General features: G+C 63.7%; 15 protein-coding genes. 5 read left to right on the top strand and 10 right to left on the bottom strand.

Annotation, left to right across the window (positions count from 1 at the left end):
- Positions 1-14: 14 nt before the first annotated feature.
- Complete coding sequence (alc, locus tag LCH97_RS11035) at positions 15-1,025, top strand: allantoicase (protein ID WP_227301728.1); 1,011 nt, start codon at positions 15-17, stop codon at positions 1,023-1,025.
- On the top strand, positions 1,025-1,531 hold the full coding sequence (locus tag LCH97_RS11030) for an ureidoglycolate lyase (protein WP_227301727.1): 507 nt from the start codon (positions 1,025-1,027) through the stop codon (positions 1,529-1,531). Before alc ends, LCH97_RS11030 begins: the two co-directional genes overlap by 1 nt.
- Before the next feature lie 73 nt (positions 1,532-1,604).
- On the opposite strand, the gene LCH97_RS11025 is transcribed toward LCH97_RS11030, so the two are convergent.
- Positions 1,605-1,988 (bottom strand): cupin domain-containing protein, encoded by a 384-nt coding sequence (locus LCH97_RS11025; RefSeq protein ID WP_227301726.1) that lies wholly within the window; start codon positions 1,986-1,988, stop codon positions 1,605-1,607.
- Between the two features lie 106 nt (positions 1,989-2,094).
- Positions 2,095-3,975 carry an MFS transporter gene (locus tag LCH97_RS11020; RefSeq protein WP_227301725.1) on the bottom strand — a complete coding sequence of 627 codons (1,881 nt, stop codon included), beginning with the start codon at positions 3,973-3,975 and terminating at the stop codon, positions 2,095-2,097.
- Between the two features lie 138 nt (positions 3,976-4,113).
- Between LCH97_RS11020 and LCH97_RS11015 the strand changes: the two genes are divergently transcribed.
- Together LCH97_RS11015 and LCH97_RS11010 are read left to right on the top strand one after the other, a co-directional pair.
- Positions 4,114-5,502: a nicotinate phosphoribosyltransferase gene (locus LCH97_RS11015; protein ID WP_227301724.1), complete on the top strand. Its 1,389-nt coding sequence runs from the start codon at positions 4,114-4,116 to the stop codon at positions 5,500-5,502.
- Positions 5,499-5,861: a nuclear transport factor 2 family protein gene (locus tag LCH97_RS11010; protein WP_227301723.1), complete on the top strand. Its 363-nt coding sequence runs from the start codon at positions 5,499-5,501 to the stop codon at positions 5,859-5,861. The genes LCH97_RS11015 and LCH97_RS11010 overlap by 4 nt, the downstream gene beginning before the upstream one ends.
- Before the next feature lie 61 nt (positions 5,862-5,922).
- On the opposite strand, the gene LCH97_RS11005 is transcribed toward LCH97_RS11010, so the two are convergent.
- From LCH97_RS11005 to LCH97_RS10995, 3 genes are all read right to left on the bottom strand, one after another.
- Positions 5,923-6,537: a VC0807 family protein gene (locus LCH97_RS11005; RefSeq protein ID WP_227301722.1), complete on the bottom strand. Its 615-nt coding sequence runs from the start codon at positions 6,535-6,537 to the stop codon at positions 5,923-5,925.
- Positions 6,527-7,066: a cysteine hydrolase family protein gene (locus LCH97_RS11000; RefSeq protein ID WP_227301721.1), complete on the bottom strand. Its 540-nt coding sequence runs from the start codon at positions 7,064-7,066 to the stop codon at positions 6,527-6,529. The genes LCH97_RS11005 and LCH97_RS11000 overlap by 11 nt, the downstream gene beginning before the upstream one ends.
- Before the next feature lie 250 nt (positions 7,067-7,316).
- Positions 7,317-8,276 (bottom strand): D-2-hydroxyacid dehydrogenase family protein, encoded by a 960-nt coding sequence (locus tag LCH97_RS10995; protein WP_227301720.1) that lies wholly within the window; start codon positions 8,274-8,276, stop codon positions 7,317-7,319.
- A gap of 175 nt (positions 8,277-8,451) precedes the next feature.
- Here LCH97_RS10995 and LCH97_RS10990 point away from each other — a divergent pair, with 175 nt between their 5' ends.
- Complete coding sequence (locus LCH97_RS10990) at positions 8,452-9,234, top strand: EAL domain-containing protein (protein ID WP_227301719.1); 783 nt, start codon at positions 8,452-8,454, stop codon at positions 9,232-9,234.
- 71 nt (positions 9,235-9,305) lie between these two features.
- On the opposite strand, the gene LCH97_RS10985 is transcribed toward LCH97_RS10990, so the two are convergent.
- The 5 genes from LCH97_RS10985 to LCH97_RS10965 all read right to left on the bottom strand — a co-directional run bounded on the left by LCH97_RS10985 (position 9,306) and on the right by LCH97_RS10965 (position 18,480).
- Positions 9,306-9,776 (bottom strand): GyrI-like domain-containing protein, encoded by a 471-nt coding sequence (locus LCH97_RS10985; protein WP_227301718.1) that lies wholly within the window; start codon positions 9,774-9,776, stop codon positions 9,306-9,308.
- Between the two features lie 100 nt (positions 9,777-9,876).
- Entirely contained in the window at positions 9,877-13,722 is a 3,846-nt protein-coding gene (locus tag LCH97_RS10980; protein WP_227301717.1) for a DUF3683 domain-containing protein, read from the bottom strand.
- 249 nt (positions 13,723-13,971) lie between these two features.
- The gene (gene pdxA, locus LCH97_RS10975) at positions 13,972-14,955 is read right to left on the bottom strand and encodes a 4-hydroxythreonine-4-phosphate dehydrogenase PdxA (RefSeq protein WP_227301716.1); all 984 of its coding nucleotides are present in this window, start codon (positions 14,953-14,955) and stop codon (positions 13,972-13,974) included.
- 61 nt (positions 14,956-15,016) lie between these two features.
- Positions 15,017-16,294, bottom strand: a complete 1,278-nt coding sequence (locus tag LCH97_RS10970; protein WP_227301715.1) for a peptidylprolyl isomerase — start codon at positions 16,292-16,294, stop codon at positions 15,017-15,019.
- The gene (locus LCH97_RS10965) at positions 16,294-18,480 is read right to left on the bottom strand and encodes an LPS-assembly protein LptD (RefSeq protein ID WP_227301714.1); all 2,187 of its coding nucleotides are present in this window, start codon (positions 18,478-18,480) and stop codon (positions 16,294-16,296) included. Before LCH97_RS10965 ends, LCH97_RS10970 begins: the two co-directional genes overlap by 1 nt.
- Between the last annotated feature and the right edge of the window lie 68 nt (positions 18,481-18,548).

Below are 18,548 nucleotides of genomic sequence, written 5' to 3'. Positions count from 1 at the left end.
GACAGGAGCACACCATGCAACAAATCCTCATCGCGCCGGCCGCCGAGCTGCCGGACTGGGCCGCCCGCAGCATCAACCTGGCCGACCCGCGCCTGGGCGCCGCCGGCCTGGCCTGCAGCGACGACTTTTTTGCGCCGCTGTCGCGCATGCTGGACCCGCAGCCGGCGCAGTTCATTCCCGGCAAGTACGACGACAACGGCAAATGGATGGACGGCTGGGAAACACGGCGCAAGCGCACCACCGGCCACGACTGGGCCATCGTGCGCCTGGGCCGCCGTGGCCGCATTGCCGGCTTTGACGTGGATACCAGCCATTTCACCGGCAACTACGCGCCGGCAGTGATGATCGAGGCCACCGTTTGCCACAGCGACGACGTGGCCGCCCTGCAGGCGGCCAGCTGGACCGAGCTGCTGCCGGCCACCAGCCTGGGTGGCAACCGCCACCACCTGCTGCCGGCGTGCCAGGACGGCGAGTGGACCCACCTGCGCCTGCACATCTACCCCGACGGCGGCGTGGCGCGGCTGCGCGTGTACGGCCAGCCGGTGGGCAGCTGCGTGAGCGGCGAGCTATACGACCTGGCGGCGCTGCAAAACGGCGGCCGCGCGGTGGCGTGGAACGACGCCCACTACGGCGTGCCGGCCAACCTGCTGCTGCCAGGGCGCGGCATCAATATGGGCGATGGCTGGGAGACGCGCCGCCGCCGCGAGCCGGGCCACGACTGGTGCCTGATCGCGCTGGGTCACCCCGGCACGCTGACGCGCATCGAGGTGGATACCGCCCACTTCAAGGGCAACTTCCCCGACCGCTGCTCGCTGCAGGCGGCGTGGGTGGACGGCGGCACCGAGCAGTCGCTCATCACGCAAAGCATGTTCTGGCCGCAGCTGCTGCCGGAGCAGCCGCTGGCGATGGACAGCATCCACGTGTTTGAAGGGTTGGCCGCACTGGGGCCGGTAACGCACGTGCGTCTGAACATCCACCCTGACGGCGGCGTATCGCGCTTGCGCTTGTGGGGCAGGGCACTGTAATGGTTGCACGCGTGCTATCGCCGCAGCCGCTCACCGCTGCCGCTTTTGCCCCGTACGGCGACGTGGTGGAGGCCGGGCCGCAGGTGTGCCAATTTGCTATCAATGCTGGCAATACCACGCGCTATCACGACCTGATGTGCATCGACGTGGCCGACGGTGGCCGCCCCATTGTGAGCCTGTTTCGCGGCCAACCCCGGGTGTTGCCGTTCCGCATTGCCATGCTGGAGCGCCACCCCTTGGGCAGCCAGGCTTTCATGCCGCTGAACGGGCGACCCTATCTGGTGGTGGTGGCGCCGCCAGGCCCGGTGCCGGACGAACAGGCGCTGCAGCTATTTGTGGCGCGCGGCGACCAGGGGGTGAACTACGCGCGCGGCGTGTGGCATCACCCGTTGCTGGCACTGCAGGCAGTAAGCGACTTTCTGGTGATCGACTATGCAGGGCCCGGGCGGAATTGCGATGAAGTGACGCTGGCGCAGCCATGCTGGATAGCCGCTGATTGCGTCTGAGGCGGCTACTGTCTGGCCAAAGCAGAAGGCGCCCTGTGGGGCGCCTTGTGTTTTGGCCTGCTGGGGTATGGCGTTAGTCTTCCTTGTGCGCCAGACGGTCTTCTTCGAACACGGCAAAGGTTTTCTTGGCCGGCTCCAGTACTTCCCATACGCCTTCAAAGCCTGCCGGAATCACGAAGTGCTGGCCGGCACGGATGTCGGCCACGCTACCGTCGTCGCCCAGCAGGCGGACATGGCCTTCCAGCAAGGTGCAGAATTCGCATTCGGTGTACTTCACGCGCCAGGCACCGACGCCACCCGACCACAGGCCGGCATGAAACTGGCCGGTAGGATCGCTGTAGTGCAGCTCTACACTTTGTTCGCATTCGCCACTCAGACGGCGCTCCAGCGGGGCGGCAAAGGTATCCGGGGTAATGTCCTGATGGTGAAATAACACAATATCATTAGCGCTCGACACGGCCCTACTCCTCTGTATTGGTATCTTTGTACAAGCTGTTGATTATGTTTGACACTGTGGCACAGCCCAAGGTTGGCCGCAAGCTTTGGGCGGTGCCACCGCGTGGCTATTGCCAGTCGCCGCGCAGCTGGCTCACGGCCTGTTGCAGCCCTGCGGCACTGACTTGTGCGGCCGGTACCGGCGCCGCTGCTTTCAGGGCGATGCGCGACCAGGCGCGGCGCGGCCAGCTCAGCATGGCCGGCCCGTAACGGCGCGAGAAAAAGCTGCCCCACATGCCGCATAGCGCCATGGGCACCACCGGTACCGGGGTGCGCGCCACGATTTCTTCGATACCGCTTTTGAACGGGTTGATCTGGCCGTCGTAGGTAATCTTGCCCTCGGGGAAGATACACACCACTTCGCCCTCGGCCAGCGCGGCGGCCACGGCGTCAAAGGCGCGGGCCTTGGCTTGCGGGTCTTCCTTGGCCGGGGCAATGGGGATAGCCCGCGCGGTGCGGAATACAAAGTTCAGCAGCGGTACCTTGAAGATGTGGTGGTCCATCACGAAGCGCACCGGGCGGCGTACGGCACCGGCCAGAATCAGCGCGTCCATGAAGCTGACGTGGTTGCAGACCAGCACGCACGGGCCTTCTTCCGGGATGTGCTCCAGCCCTTCGTGGCGGATGCGGTACAGCGTGTGGGTGGCGATCCACACCAGGAAGCGCATCATGAATTCCGGCAGCAGGCTGTAGATGTACGCGGCAACCAGCAGGTTCAGCAGCGCAGCAATCAGCAGCACGCTAGGAATGCTCACCCCCATGCCTGCCAGGATGGCGGCAAAGGCGGCACTGGCTACCATGAACAGCGAGTTCAGGATGTTGTTGGCCGCAATGGCGCGCGAGCGGAACGCCGGCGCGGCGCGGCTCTGGATCAGTGCGTACAGCGGCACGATATAGAAACCGCCAAAAATACCGATCAGGGTGAAGTCTGCCATCAGCCGCCAGTGGCCGATGTCGCGCACAAAGGCTAGCCAGTCCAGCATCTGTGCGGCGGCCACCGGGGTGGCAAAGTACAGGTCGATACCGAACAGGCACAAGCCCAGCGAGCCAAAGGGCACCAGACCCAGCTCTACCTTGCTGCCGGATAGTTTCTCGCACAGCATCGAGCCTACCCCCACGCCCAGCGAAAACAGCGTCATCAGCAGGGTATACACACTGGCGTCACCGCCCAGCACATCGCTGGCGTAGGTAGGCAGCTTGGACAGATAAATGGCACCCAGAAACCAGAACCACGAAATACCCAGCAGCGACAGCCACACGGCGCGGTTCTGTTTGGCTTCGCGGACAATGGCCCAGGTCTGGCGGCCGAAGTGCCAGTCTATCGGCAAGCCGGCTGCGGTGGGCGGTGCCGGTGGCATGGCACGGGCCGAGGCATAACCGGCCAGCGCGCAGGCCAGCAGGGCGGCGATCAGCGTGATGCGGCTCGGGTCGGCATTCACCAGTACGGTACCGGCCACCTGGCCCAGGATGATGGACACGAAGGTACCCATCTCGATCAGGCCGTTGCCGCCTACCAGTTCTTGCGGCTTCAGGTATTGCGGCAGCACGCTGAACTTCAGCGGGCCAAACAGCGTGGAGTGAATGCCCATCAGCAGGATGGTGCTCATCAGGATCACGCCGTTATGCAGCCAGAAACCCAGCGCCGCCACCAGCATGATGGCGATTTCCATTTGCTTGACCACCCGTGCAATGGCCGCCTTGTCGTACTTTTCGCATAGCTGGCCGGCGGTGGCGGAAAACAGGAAGAAGGGCAGGATGAACAGCGCGGCGGCTAGCTGGATCATCAGCTCGGGCGCCAGCCCCAGCATTTGCATGCCGTGAAAGTTGATCAGCACCACCACGGCATTTTTCAGCAGGTTGTCGTTGAACGCGCCAAAAAACTGGGTGATGAACAGCGGCACAAAGCGCCGCGTACGTAGCAGGTCAAACTGGTTCGGGTGGTGCGCCATGGGGCGGATCTTTCGCGAGTCCAAAGGACGATGGGCTGATGGTATGTCATCCCGCCATCCGCTTACAAACCACGCACTATGACATTACCGTTTCGGCAGCGTATGCTAGGGGTCGTTTACCCACGCTGTGCCCATACCATGATCATTAATCCCATCCTCAATAGCGACTCCTACAAACTCAGCCACTGGGCGCAGTACCCCCCCGGTACGCAGGGTATGTACTCCTACGTGGCGGCACGGGGTGGTACGGCGTCGCATGTGTTGTTTTTTGGCCTGCAAAGCCTGCTGAAGGACTACCTCAGCCAGCGCATTACCCGCGAGCATATCGATGAAGCCGAGGCGGTGGTGACCCTGCACGGCTTGCCGTTCAACCGTGCCGGTTTCGAACGCATCGTGCAGCAGCACGATGGCTACTGGCCGGTACGCATCCGCGCGGTGGCTGAAGGCGAGCTGATCCCTACCGGTATTCCGATGATTACCATCGAGTCCACCGACCCCGAGCTGTTCTGGGTGGTGTCGTTCCTGGAAACCGCCTTGCTGCGCGTGTGGTACCCGATTAGCGTGGCCACGCGCAGCTTCCGCGCCAAGGAAATCATCCGCCGCTACCTGCAACAGACCGCCGACGACCTGTCCGGCCTGCCGTTCAAGCTGCATGATTTTGGCGCCCGCGGCGTGTCCAGCTACGAAAGTTCGGAAATCGGCGGCCTGGCGCATCTGGTGAACTTCCAGGGTAGCGACACCTTGGCCGCGCTGGTGGCTGCCCGCCGCCACTACCACGAGCCATGTGCCGCGTTTTCCATACCGGCGGCCGAGCACTCCACCATCACGGCCTGGGGCCGCCCGCAGGAAGGTGAAGCCTTTGCCAATATGCTGACCCGTTTTGCCAAGCCCGGCGCGCTGCTGGCGGTGGTGAGCGATAGCTACGATGTGTTCCACGCCGTGAGCGAGCTGTGGGGCGAACGCCTGCGCCAGCAGGTGATAGACAGCGGCGCCACCGTGGTGATTCGCCCCGATTCCGGCGAGCCGGTGCAAGTGGTGGCCGAAGTGGTGGAAAGGTTGGCCGCAAGCTTTGGCACCACGGTCAATAGCAAGGGCTACCGCGTACTGAACCATGTGCGGGTGATCCAGGGCGACGGCGTGAATCTGGCCAGTATCGACGCCATCCTGTCGCGCCTGGCCAAACTGGGCTACAGCGCCGACAACGTGGCCTTCGGCATGGGCGCCGAGCTGCTGCAGAAGCTGGACCGCGACACCCACAAGATGGCACTGAAGTGCTCGGCTATCTGTATTAACGGCGAATGGCGCGACGTGTTCAAAGACCCGGTCACCGACCCCGGCAAACGCTCGCTGGGCGGCCGTGTGGTGGCCGCGCGCGACAGCCGCGCCGCCTGGGGGGTAAATACCCTGGAGCGTGTCTCCGATATCGACCTGCAAATGCGCGTGGTGTGGGAAAACGGCCGTCTGCTGGTAGACGAAACCCTGGCCGACATCCGCGCCCGCGCCGCCCTGCACCTGGAGGAAAGATGAGCCCCGAACAAGTGATACAGGCGCAGCTGGACGCCTATAACGCCAAGAATCTGGATGCATTGCTGGCCTGCTATGCGCAGGACGCGTGCATGTACCAGTACCCGGCCACGCTGGTGGCGCAGGGGCAGGATGAAATCCGCCAGCGCATGAAGCTGCGCTTTGCCGAGCCGGATCTGCACGCACAGCTGCTGCGCCGCGTGGTCGTGGGCGAGGTGGTGATCGACGAAGAAGTGGTGACCCGTAACTTCCCGGCCGGGCGCGGCAAGGTGGCCATGACCATGATTTACCGCGTGCAGAACGGCCGCATTGTGGATGCCTCCACCATCATGGGTGAACCGCAGCTGGATCAGGCGGGCTGAAGCGCCTGTGCTGCCCCCCACCGCCTGCCACTTACGAGCGGCAGGCTTTTTTACGCCGGTGTCAGGCTGGCAGCGGCTGCCGCGCCAGGCGGCGGCCCCATAACAGGCCGGCCAGCATCAGCAAGGCCAGCAAGCCGTAGCTCAGCCACGGGCCCAGTGCCACATTGCGCGCTATGGGCCAGTGAAAAGCCAGCCAGCTGCGCAGCCCGCATTCGCCTATCAGGCCGCCACCCCACAGTAGGGTAAGGTCGCGCCACAGCCGCGTCAGCCGTGGCGTGGGGCTGGCCAGCAGCGCCGCTGCCTGGCTATCTGGCTGCCGTCGTGCCGCCGCGGCGACTAGCACGGCCAGCAAGGGTTTGCGCCACACCACGCTGGCCAGCATCGCCAATCCGGTGGCGCCGCCCACCATCGACTCGCGCACCAGCAGCCAGCGTGCGTCGCCGTCGCCCCACGCCGCCAGCAGCGACAGGCCGATACCGGCCAGCACCACGATGCTCAGCGCGTCCAGCCGGCGATAGCGGTACAGCTCCCACAGGCTCCACAGCAGCGGCGGCAAGGCAGACCACAATAGCGCGCCACGCTCGCCCCAGGCCGGCAGGCAGGCGTCGTACACCCACCACGGCAGCAACAGGTTGGCCGCCAGGTCGGGTAGCAGCGTGCGCCAGTCAGCCCGCATCGGCGGCCAGCTCGTCCAGCGGCAGCACGCGGATCATATTGCCCGGCACGTCCATATTGCCCCACAGCCAGTTCAGGTGCGCCACCAGGGCTTCACCGCTCACGTAGGGGCGGTCTTTGCAGGTGTGGGCGTCGGCCACCACGGTGACGGCGTAGCCCATCGACGCCGCGCGGCGCACGGTGGTATCGACGCAGAAGTCGCTGGCGTAGCCGCCTACCCACAGGTTTTCGATGCCGCGGCTATCCAGGTACTGGCGCAGGCTGGTGTCGAGGAAGCTGTCGCAGGCGGTTTTCTCGATGACCACATCGCTGTCGCGTCGCGCGAGACCAGGGTGCAGTTGCCAGGCTTCGCTGCCGCGTGGCAGGTCGTCGGCGTAGTGCTGGATGAAGATCACCTCGTGCCCTTGCTGGCGGGCGTGGGCAATCAGCCGGTTCAGCATGGCCAGGGTTTCCGGGCCGCGCGTGGCCAGCGGTGGCATATCGATCAGGCCGTACTGGAAGTCGATCACAAGCAGGGCAGTAGCAGACATGGGGTAGGCTTTCGCGAAAGGTTGGCCGCAGGGCGGCAGCAAACACAGTTTACGGCAGATGCCACGGGTAGTCTGGCCAGTTGGCCGTTTTGCCAGGGTAGCGCAAGCCGTGGCACAGGCTCAGCCTGGCCTGCACGCCGCTTGCGGCCAACTGCGCTAGCGCTTGTTCGACGTGCTTGAGTTCGCCCCGGCTCGGCGTGGCACCTCTTGGCGCCCGGCCAAGTAGCGCCGGTAGCCTGCGGTCAGAGCGTCATGATGCCGCCGCAAGATGGCTGCGCTCGCCGCCCAGGTAGCGCACCACATTGTCGAAAGCCTGCCCCAGGTACTGGGCGTAGCTGTGTTGCTCCACATAACCCAGATGCGGTGTGCACAGCACGTTCGGTAGCTGCAGCAGCGGGTGGGCGCGGTCGTACACCGGCTCTTGTTCAAACACGTCCAGCGCGGCAAAGCCGGGCCGCCCGGCTTGCAGTGCGGCCAACAGTGCGCCCTCTGCCACCAGTTCGGCACGGCTGATGTTGACGAACAGCGCGTCCGGCTTCATCCGCGCCAGATCGTCGGCGCCGATGTTGGCCGCAGTGGCCGCCACCAGGCGCTGGTGCACACTGATGATGTCGCAGCGGCTAAAGAAGTCTGCCCGGCTACCAGCCGCCTGGTAGCCCAGGGCGGTTGCCTCCTGGCGGGCGCGCTCGCTGCCCCATACCACCACCTGCATGCCAAAAGCCCGTGCAAAGCCCGCCACACGCTGGCCGATCTTGCCAAAGCCCAGAATGCCCAGTGTGTCGCCGTGCATGGCGCGGCCGAGGTTGGTTTGCCACTGGCCGGCGTACAGCCCTTGTACCGCCGGCAGCAGTTGGCGACGTGCGGCCATCATCAGCAGCCAGGCCAACTCGGCCGGCGCGATCGGACTACCGTTGCCTTCCATCAGTACCACGCCGGCTTGCCGGCAGGCCGCCACGTCTACGTTACGCGCCAGCTTGCCGGTCTGGCTGATCAACTTGAGCTGCGGGTAGCGTGCCAGAAAGGCCGCGTCGATTTGCGTGCGCTCTCGTATCAGCAACAAGCCATCTGCCCTGGCCAGCGCAGCAGGCGCTGCCGGGTCGCGTTGCAGGTCGCCCAGCACCGTGGTCTGGATGGCCGGGTGCCGGAACAAGGCGGGCAGCAAGCGGCTGGCGTATTGGTAGTCGTCCGGGATAACTAGCTGAAACGGCATGATATGCTCTTGGCAAATCTATAGAGGGTTGGTGCAAATCTTGTAAGTTTCTATAGTTGTTTGTGTGTAATTGCTGGGCCAGATGTCACGGTTTGGCAATAAATCCGTGCTTTTTTTCCAGTCCGCCAGCAGTGCTTGCTATGCTGAAAAAACCAAGCTCACGGCAGGATACAAGATGGTGCAGTTAACTACCCAGCAAGCGTTTGAGCGCCTGCTATTTCGCGACGCTGATGGCCGCTATTGCGCCCGTTTCGCCGACTATCGCCTGCAGAGCGTGTTTCAACCGCTGTTTTATCGTAGCGGCAGTATTTTTGGCTACGAAGCCTTGTTGCGGGTATTCGACCCGCAGGGGCGGCAGCTGCGGCCAGACCTGTTTTTCCACAGCCTGGATACCGATGATCAGATCGACGCCGACCGCTTGTCGCGGGTGCTGCACTTTCGCAACTTTGCCCAGGCGCGGGTGGCCAGTTGCCTTAACCTGAATCTGATCCCCAATACGTTGTTGCACGACAAGGGCTACGGTAACAATTTTGAGTTGATGACCCGACGCTGTGTCGAGCTGGGGCTGGAGACCTCGCAGGTGATTCTGGAGGTGCTGGAGTACGAGATCGAGCAAAGCCCGCTGCAGCTGGCCGGCAGCCTGCGCGAGGCCAAGGCGGCGGGTTTTGGTGTGGCGCTGGATGATTTCGGTGCCGTGTCTTCCAGCCAGGGGCGGGTGAAGGCGCTGTGCCCGGATATCATCAAGATTGATCGAAGCTTGTTGCTGGACTACATGAAGGGCGATAACGGCCGCTTGCAGCGCGTGCTGGAGCAGGGCTGGCAAATCGGCAGCCGCATGCTGATCGAGGGGGTGGAAACTGCCGAGCAGCTGGCTGCCATGCAAGCGCTGGGGCTGGAGCTGTACCAGGGTTTTTATCTGGGCCGGCCGGCCGAGCTGCGGGTAGAAGAGCTGGTGTAAGGCCGCGGTGATCGTCATAAAAAAGCCTGCAGCGTGTGCTGCAGGCTTTTTTATGGCTTGGGCTGTAGTGCTTAGCCTTCGTCGCTGTCGTCGGCGCTGACCGGGATGTACAGCTCCACCACGCTGTCGGCGTGCTCCGGGCCCAGGAAGCGGGCGTCCATGTACTCGAACTCGATACCGGCCACGGCGGCCAGGCCGGCTTCCGGCAGCCATTCGGTGTAGGCCGCGCGGAAGGTGTCCGGCAGGCCGCGTACCGGGCCGCGGTGCTCGACGATGGCGTAGTCTTGCTCGGGCACGTCCAGCGCCACCATACCGTCCGGCACGGCGGTGTCGGCGGCCACGGCTACGGCGGCGATGTAGCGGAACTGGCCGTCGGCCTGCGCCTGGCAGATACCGTAGCTGGCTTCGCTCAGTGGTTTGGCCTCGGCGATGCGCGGTACAAAGCGCTGCCACAGCTCGGGAATGGTGCCGTCAGCCGGGCTGGTCCAGGCCATGCCGATAACGCGGAAGGCGGGATGGGTCACAAGGGTAGGGGTTTGCATGGCGGGCTCCGCTGGCGGGTAAGGTTGGCCGCAGCATAGCAAAAAAGCGGCGTGCCGGCCTGAAAAGCACCGGCACGCCGCTTTGCGGCCAACGTGGCTGTTACAGCAGCACGCGCTCCACGCCACCGTTACGGGCGTTGTCCACGTACTCTTTCATCCAGTTGTCGCCCAGGATGTGCTTGGCCATCTCCACCACGATGTAGTCGGCCTGGGTGCCGGTGTCGTCGCTGTAGCGGCTCAGACCCTGCAGGCAGGACGGGCAGGAGGTGAGGATTTTCACCGGCTTGTCGCTGGCGCCGACCTTGGCCAGGTCTTTGTTGATTTCCTCTTCCTTGCGGAAGCGCACCTGGGTGGCAATGTCGGGGCGGCTGGCGGCAAAGGTGCCGGATTCGCCGCAGCAACGGTCGTTCTGCACCACACCGCCGCCCATCAGCTCGTTGACTACCTTGATCGGCTGGTAGGCCTTCATCGGGGTGTGGCAAGGGTCGTGGTACATATACTTCTGACCGCCGATGCCGTCCAGCTTCAGGCCTTTTTCCATCAGGTATTCGTGGATGTCGATGATGCGGCAGCCGGGGAAAATCTCCTCGAAGCGGTAGTTGGCCAGCTGGTCGTAGCAGGTGCCGCAGCTGACGACCACGGTCTTGATGTCCAGGTAGTTCAGCGTGTTGGCCATGCGGTGGAACAGCACGCGGTTCTCGGTGGTGATCTCGTCGCCCTTGTCCTTGTAGCCGGCGCTGGTCTGCGGGTAGCCGCAGCACAGGTAGCCCGGCGGCAGCACGGTCTGGGTGCCCACGTGCCACAGCATGGCCTGGGTCGCCAGACCCACCTGGCTGAACAGGCGTTCCGAGCCGCAGCCGGGGAAGTAGAACACCGCTTCGGCGTCTTCGCTCACCTTCGGGTTGCGGATCACCGGAATCACGTTGGCGTCTTCCACATCCAGCAGCGCGCGCGCGGTTTTCTTCGGCAGGCCGCCCGGCATTGGCTTGTTGATGAAGTGGATGACTTGCGCCTTCACCTCGGGTTTGCCGATGGTGGCCGGCGGCTGCGCGGTCTGGCTGCCGGTGAGGCCCAGCTTCTTGCCGAGGCTGTTGCCCAGGCGTTGCAGCTTGTAGGCGCCGCCCACCAGGCCGGCGCGGATGCCTTTGATGGTGGCTGGGTCTTTGGCGGTAAGGAAGGCCATGCCCAGCGCGGTACCGGGGTTGAACTTCTTGTTGCCGGTCTTGCGCAGGAAGTTACGCATGGCGACCGACACGTCGCCGAAGTCGATCTTCACCGGGCACGGCTTCACGCAGCGGTGGCACACGGTGCAGTGGTCGGCCACGTCGGACAGCTCTTCAAAGTGCTTGAGGCTGACGCCACGACGGGTTTGTTCTTCGTACAGGAAGGCTTCGGTGAGCAGGCCCACGCCCAGGATTTTGTTACGCGGGCTGTACAGCAGGTTGGCGCGCGGCACGTGGGTGGAGCACACCGGTTTGCACTTGCCGCAGCGCAGGCAGTCTTTCACCGAGTCGCTGATGGCGCCCAGGTCGGATTGCTCCAGAATCAGCGATTCGGCACCCAGCAGCGAGAACGATGGCGTGTAGGCCATGCTGAGGTCGGCACCCGGCAGCAGCTTGCCCTTGTTGAAGTGGCCGTTCGGGTCCACGCGCGCCTTGTAGTCGCGGAAGGGCTGGATTTCTTCTTCGGTGAGGAATTCCAGTTTGGTGATGCCGATACCGTGTTCGCCGGAGATCACGCCGTTCAGGCTGCGCGCCAGTTTCATGATGCGCTCTACCGCACGGTGCGCGGTTTGCAGCATCTCGTAGTCGTCGGAGTTTACCGGCAGGTTGGTGTGTACGTTACCGTCGCCGGCGTGCATGTGCAACGCCACGAAAGCACGGCCGCGCAGCACTTTTTGCTGGATCAGGCCGATGGCTTCGGTAATGGTGCTGTCGGCCTTGCCGGCAAACAGCGCCAGCAGCTCGCCTTGCAGCTCGCGCTTCCAGCTCACGCGCAGCTTGAAGTCGCGCATGGCGATGAACACGCTGGCGGCAGGGTTGGCCGCAGTGTCTTCCAGCGGGGCTTGCGGCCAACCCTGGGTGTACTCGGCCAGCGGCGTGTCCAGGTTGTCCAGCAGCCACTGCCAGCGGGTACGCACGGCACCAATCAGCTCCAGCGCGCTTTCGCGGCGGTCACCGATCAGCTCGTCGGCCGACAGCGTGCCGCCTTCGGTATCTACCGGCAGGCGGCCGTGGAAGAACTCGGCCAGCTGGTCCAGCAGCTTGATCTTGCTGGCCACGGACAGCTCGATGTTGATGCGCTCGATACCGTCGCTGTAGTCGCCCAGGCGGTCCAGCGGAATCACCACGTCTTCGTTGATCTTGAAGGCGTTGGTGTGGCGGGCGATGGCGGCGGTGCGGCTGCGGTCCAGCCAGAAGGTCTTGCGCGCTTCTGGGGTGACGGCAATGAAGCCTTCACCGTGGCGGGCGTTGGCGTAGCGCACCACCTGGCTGGCGGCCTCGGCCACGGCGTTTTCGTTATCCGACACGATGTCGGCGATCAGCACCATTTTCGGGCGGCCACGGCCCTTGGCCTTGGTGGCGTAGCCCACGGCGCGCACGTAGCGCCAGTCCAGGTGCTCCAGGCCGGCCAGCTGTACGCCGGCGGCCAGGCCTGCGCCATTGGGCTTGAAGTAGTCGGTGATCTCCACAATCGCCGGGGTGGCTTCGGCTACGGTGCCGAAGAACTCCAGACAGACAGTGCGGATGTGCGCCGGCATGCGGTGCAGCACGAAGCGCGCGCTGGTGATGATGCCGTCGGTGCCTTCCTTCTGCACGCCGGGCAGGCCGGCCAGGAATTTGTCGGTGACGTCCTTGCCCAGGCCCACCTTGCGGAAGGCGCTGCCAGGGATTACCAGCTCTTCGCTGCTGATCACGGTCTTGCCGTCGTCCTGCAGGCGGGTCACGCGGAAGGTGGCGGTGTCCACGTCGTGGATCTTGCCGTAGTTGTGGCCGATGCGCTCCACGAACATCCAGTTGCCGTTCGGGTCGACCATCTTCCAGCTGGCCAGGTTGTCCAGCGTGGTGCCCCACAGCACGGCTTTTTTACCGCCGGCGTTCATGGCGATGTTGCCGCCGATACAGGACGCCTCTGCCGAGGTCGGGTCCACGGCAAATACCAGGCCGGCCGCGCCGGCAGCTTCGGCTACGCGGGCGGTGACCACACCGGCACCGCACTGGATGGTGGCACGCTTGCCGTCCAGGCCGGGCAGCTCGACGAATTCCACGCCCAGGTGGCGGTCCATTTTTTCGGTGTTGATCACGGCACTGCGGCGGTCCAGCGGCACTGCGCCACCGGTGTAGCCGGTACCACCACCCCGCGGGATGATGGTGAGCTTGAGCTCGATACAGGCTTTTACCAGCGGGGCGATCTCGGCTTCGGTATCCGGGCACAGCACCACAAACGGGTATTCCACGCGCCAGTCGGTGGCGTCGGTCACGTGCGACACGCGGGCCAGGCCGTCAAACAGGATATTGTCGCGGCGGGTGATCTTGCCCAGGCGCTTGAGGATGGCGGCGCGCAGCTCGCGCGTTTCGCCAAACTGTTGCTCGAAACTGTCTACCGCGGCGTAGGCGGCGGTAATCATGCGGCCAACCTTGTCGTTGCCATCGCGGCGTTTTTCCACTTCGCCCAGGCGGTGGCGCAGGGCACCCACCAGCGCGGAGAGGCGCTGCGGGTTATCCAGCAGGTCGTCTACCAGGTAGGGGTTGCGGTCTACCACCCAGATATCACCCAGTACCTCGAAAAGCATACGGGCAGAGCGGCCTGTTTTCCGCTCTGCCCGCAGTTCTTCAAGCAGTTGCCACATGGGTGCGCCCAAAAGGCGGATGATGATCTCGCGATCCGAATACGAGGTGTAGTTGTACGGTATTTCCCGTACACGCTGCTGGGTGGTGTTGCTCATATGTCCCTGAACTTCGGCAAGTTTTGGATAATTCCCGAAATAGTAGCCGAAATGTTGCGCCGCGAAAAATGCCGCTAACGTCAGGGTTATAGGGAGAATGTAGTTTGGATACGATAAATCGCCACCTACCCGCATCAATGTAGCGCAGTGGCTACAAAAACCGGTGCATTATGCCGCGATGGCGGGCTATGGGGTGGCATCGTGCCGGGGCGAGTGTTTTGCCGCAGGCCAATGCCACCACAGATTCTGTTAGTGATGGTGCTGCGCCAGCTGGCAGGCGAGCTGGCAGGCTTCAAACAGGCTGCCGGGGTCGGCGCGGCCGCTACCGGCCAGATCCAGCGCGGTACCGTGGTCTACCGAGGTGCGGATGATGGGCAGGCCCAGCGTAATGTTGATACCGGCACCGAAGCTGGCGTGCTTGAGCACCGGCAGGCCCTGGTCGTGGTACATGGCCAGCACGGCATCGGCACTGGCCAGCTTGTCGGGGTTGAACAGGGTGTCGGCCGGCAGCGGGCCGACAAGCTGCATGCCCTGGGCGCGCAGCTCGCGCAGCACTGGCTCGATCACGTCGATTTCCTCGTGCCCCATATGGCCGCCCTCACCGGCGTGCGGGTTCAGCCCGGCCACCAGGATGCGCGGTGCCGCGATGCCGAATTTGGCCACCAGGTCGGCGTGCAGGATGGTGATGACCTCGCGCAGGCTGTCGCGGGTAATGGCATCGGCCACGGCACGCAGCGGCAGGTGGGTGGTGGCCAGCGCCACGCGCATGCCGGCCCCGGCCAGCATCATCACCACCTTGGGCGTGCCGGTGCGCTCCGCCAGGTATTCGGTATGGCCGCTAAAGGCGATACCGGCATCGTTGATCACCCCCTTGTGTACCGGCGCCGTCACCATGGCGGCAAATTCGCCGCTCTGGCAGCCGTCTATCGCCACATCCAGCGTAGCCAGTACATAGCGGCCGTTGGCCGCATCCAGCTGCCCTGCCTCGGTGGCTGCGGCCAACGGTACGTGCCACACCTCTAGCGCGTCTGCCGGGGCGGCTTGTCCGGGATGGTAATCGTGTAGCGCTGTCGGCAAACCCAGCTGGGCGGCGCGGCTGGCCAGCAGGTGTTTGTCGGCAATCACCACCAGACGGGCCGGTAGCCCCAGCTCGGGCAGGCGCAGGACCAGGTCGGGGCCGATGCCGGCAGGCTCGCCGGCGGTAATGGCCAATACGGGGCGGGAAGAGGGCATGGCGGCTTCCGTAAAAAAAGCCGATGCAGGGATCGGCTTGGCATGGGGGGCGTAGCCCGGCTTATTTTTCTACCAGGCGGTCTTCGATAAAGGCACTGGCGCGCAGTTGTTCCAGCCAGTCGATGTAGCTTTGTTCGATCTTGCGCTGGCGAATCTGCTGTTTGACGACCAGTTTTTCCCGGTCGGTAGACACATCCTGGCTACGCACATCCTCCAGCAGGATCAGGTGCCAGCCGAACGGGGTTTTTACCGGTTCGCTGACTTGTTTGGCCTGCAGCTGGCGGAAGGTACGCTCGAAGTCCGGTACGGTATCGCCTTCGTTTACCCAGCCCAGGTCACCGCCCAGCGAGGCAGAGCCGTCTTCGGAAAACTGGCGCGCCATGTCTTCGAACTTGGCACCGCGCTTGATGCGGTCTTGCACCTGCAGGATGCGGGCGTAGGCATCGGTGTCGGAGGTGGCTTCGTTGGTTTTCACCAGGATGTGGCGCACCTTGTGCTGTTTCACGTATTGCGGGCCGCTGGTGTCGCGCTTGTCTACCAGCTTGAACAGGTACAGGCTGCCGCTGGCACGCACCAGCTCGGTGACGCCGCCTACCGGCAGGGTATCCAGCAGCTGGATGAAATCTTGCGGCAGGGCACTGGCATTACGCCAGCCCAGATCGCCACCTTGCAGGGCGTTGCTGGCTTCGGAGTAAGCCGCCGCTACCTGGGCAAACGATTTACCGGCTTTGATCTCTGCCTCTGCCTTGATCAGTTTCTGGCGGCGTTCTTCTACCTGGGCCGGGGTGGCACGCTCCGGGATATTGACCTGAATGGCCGCCAGGCGGTATTCGATACGGTTCAGGCCGGTGGTGGTTTGCTGTACCTGGGCGACTTCCTGGTCGGTGACGTTCACACGGCTGTTGACTTCACGTTCCTTGATGCGCTCCAGCAGCAGGTCGCTGCGCAGCTGCTCGCGCAGCTTGGCAATGCTGCTACCGTCTTTTTCCAGCAGGGCACGCAGGCCGGCCAGGTCGGTCTTGTTTTGCTGGGCAATGCTTTGCAGTGCCTGGTCCAGCTCCAGCTCGCCGATACGCAGGCCGTTATTGTTGGCGTACTGCAGTTGCAGCTGTTCGTTGATCATCATGTCCAGCACCTGGCGCGACAGCACCTCGGCGGCCGGCGCTTCGATGTTCTGGCGTTGCAGGTTGGCCTGGGCGTTTTGTACCCGTTGCGACAGCTCGGACTGGGTAATGACGCTGTTGTTCACCACGGCAACGATGCGGTCTACGGTGGAGATGGCCAGCGCCGGGGTGGCCAGGCAAGCAGAGGCAAAGGCGGCAAGAAAAAGCTTTTTCATTATTTGTCTGCAGTCTCGTTGATTTTGCTGTAGCCCGGGATGGCCAGGCGCAGCGTTTCCAGTGGGTTATTCCCTATGCTGCTGAGGTCTTTGAGCTCCAGCTGCAGGAAGAAAGCGTTCTTGGTCTTGGTCAGGTCGGTCACGTAGCGCTGTGCCACCAGGCGTGTGCTCCAGCAGCCGTGCTGATATTCGATGCCGGCTAGCTGCTCCAGTGCCTTTTTGTCGCGCAGCGAGTAATTCTGGCGCGCGACGGCGTACCACTGGCGTGCAATCGGCCACTGCCCGGCGATATCCAGCTGGCGCAATACATCGCGCTGGCTGCTGGTGCCCACGATTTCGTCGCGGCCATAGCGGTAGCGCACGCTGATGGCTTTACCCGGCGCCGGGTTGTAGCGCAGCTGGGCATTGTAACGCTCGGTTTTATCCAGTGTCTGGTTGTACTGGTAGCTGGCATCCAGGCGCAAGGCGCGGCTCAGGTCGCCGCCCAGGGTCAGCAACAGGTCGGAGCCGCCTTCGCTGCGCTGGGTGGTATTGCCGGCCAGTGTGGTATCACTTTTATCCAGATAGAAGCGTTGACCTACGGCCACACGCAGTCGTTCCAGCCCGCTATCGTTATCCAGTAGGCGGCTGGTCAAGGCGGCGGTAATCTGGTTGGCCGCATTGATACGGTCGTAGCCGGAAAACCGGTTTTCGCTGAACAGCTGGGCAAAGTTGAAGTCGTTTTCCGAGGTATCGAAGTTGGGCAGGTTGCTTTGTTCGGTACTGGGGATGTTGACGTAGTACAACCGCGGTTCCAGCGTCTGGCTAACCGCCCGGTCTTGCAGGGTGCTGTCGCGCTCGAATACCAGGCCGCTGTCCAGGCTGGTAATCGGCAGGGTGCGGTCCAGGGTGTAGCCCGCCTGGCCTTTATAGCTATCGAGCTGGTAACGGGTATGGTGCAGGCCAATCTTGGGGCGGAAAAACCCCCATGGCTGTTCCAGTGCCCAGCTTACGCTGGGGTAGGCTACCGTGCGCCAGCCTTCCAGCTTGGTGCGGTGATCAAAGCGGGTGACTTCGCTTTCCAGCGCCAGGCGGAAATCGCCCAGCTGCTGGTTGCTGGTGGCGACGATCTGCGGCAAGCGGGCATAAGGCTCGTCCACACTGCCGGTACTGTCCTGCAGGGTCTGGTAGCGCTGGGCTTTCACCGTAACGCTGGCCCAGCCAGGGTTGTAGGACAGCCAGGCTTCGCGCACCAGGTTTACGTTGGCCGCAGCGCTGTTGCGATCGCCAAAATCCTTGAAGTAATCGCTATCCGATACCCGGGTGCCGTTCAGGCCGGCACTGATCTGGCTGCCAAAACGCTGGGTATGGCTTAGCTGCCACAGCGAGCGCTGTTTGTTCGCCTTGCTGTCTTCCAGCTGTTCGGTGGTGATTTTGCCGCTATAGTCCGGCTGCAGGTAACGCCCTTCCACCCCCAGCATCAGGCCGCGCTGGGCCATATAGGTAGGCGTAAGGGTGGCGTCCATATTGGGCGCGATGTTCCAGTAGTAGGGCACGGCCAGCTGCAGGCCGTCGCTACCGGTTTTCACCGTGGGGAACAGCAGGCCGCTCTTGCGCCCGCCGTCCAGCGGGAAGTCGATCCACGGCGTGTACATGATGGGTACGCCCTGGAATTCGATACGGGCGTTGCGCGCCACGCCCACGTTGCGACCGTAATCCAGGTCGATGGTGCTGGCTTTCAGGTACCAGGAATCGTCGTTCGGCTCGCAGGTATTGGCGCGTGTGCCTTGCAGCTGGTACAGCCCCTTGCCCTGCATGCGCAGGGTATCGGCCTTGCCGCGCAGGGCGCGGCCGTTTTCCTGGAAGGCAAAGTCGGCGTTGCTGGCGCTGCCGGTCTGGGTATCCAGGTAGCTTTCCAGGTTATCGCCTTCTACCGTACTGCCTGTCTGGCGCATGGTGGCACGCTGGCCGGCCCGGACGTATTGCTTGTCGACGTAGTATTCCAGCCAGTCTGCTTCGAACTGCTGCCCATCACGCTCGGCGCGGACATTGCCTTCGGCTTTGAGCTGAACCTCCATCTGGCCGTCGATGCGGTCGGCCTCGACGTGCAAAACCCCGGCGGGCAAGGCATCGGCGAGTGCCGGCGTGCACAGGAACAGCGGGAACATGGCCGCAGCGAGCGGCGATAGGCGGAAGCGTGGCGGCATCGGGCAGTGTCGGCCCGGCGCGTGTTGGGGCCGGGCAAAGCGGTTACAATCGCTGCATTGTACCCAAT

The sequence above is a fragment of the Vogesella sp. XCS3 genome (assembly GCF_020616155.1).
Taxonomy (GTDB): domain Bacteria; phylum Pseudomonadota; class Gammaproteobacteria; order Burkholderiales; family Chromobacteriaceae; genus Vogesella.
This window is presented reverse-complemented; position numbering and strand designations above follow the sequence as displayed.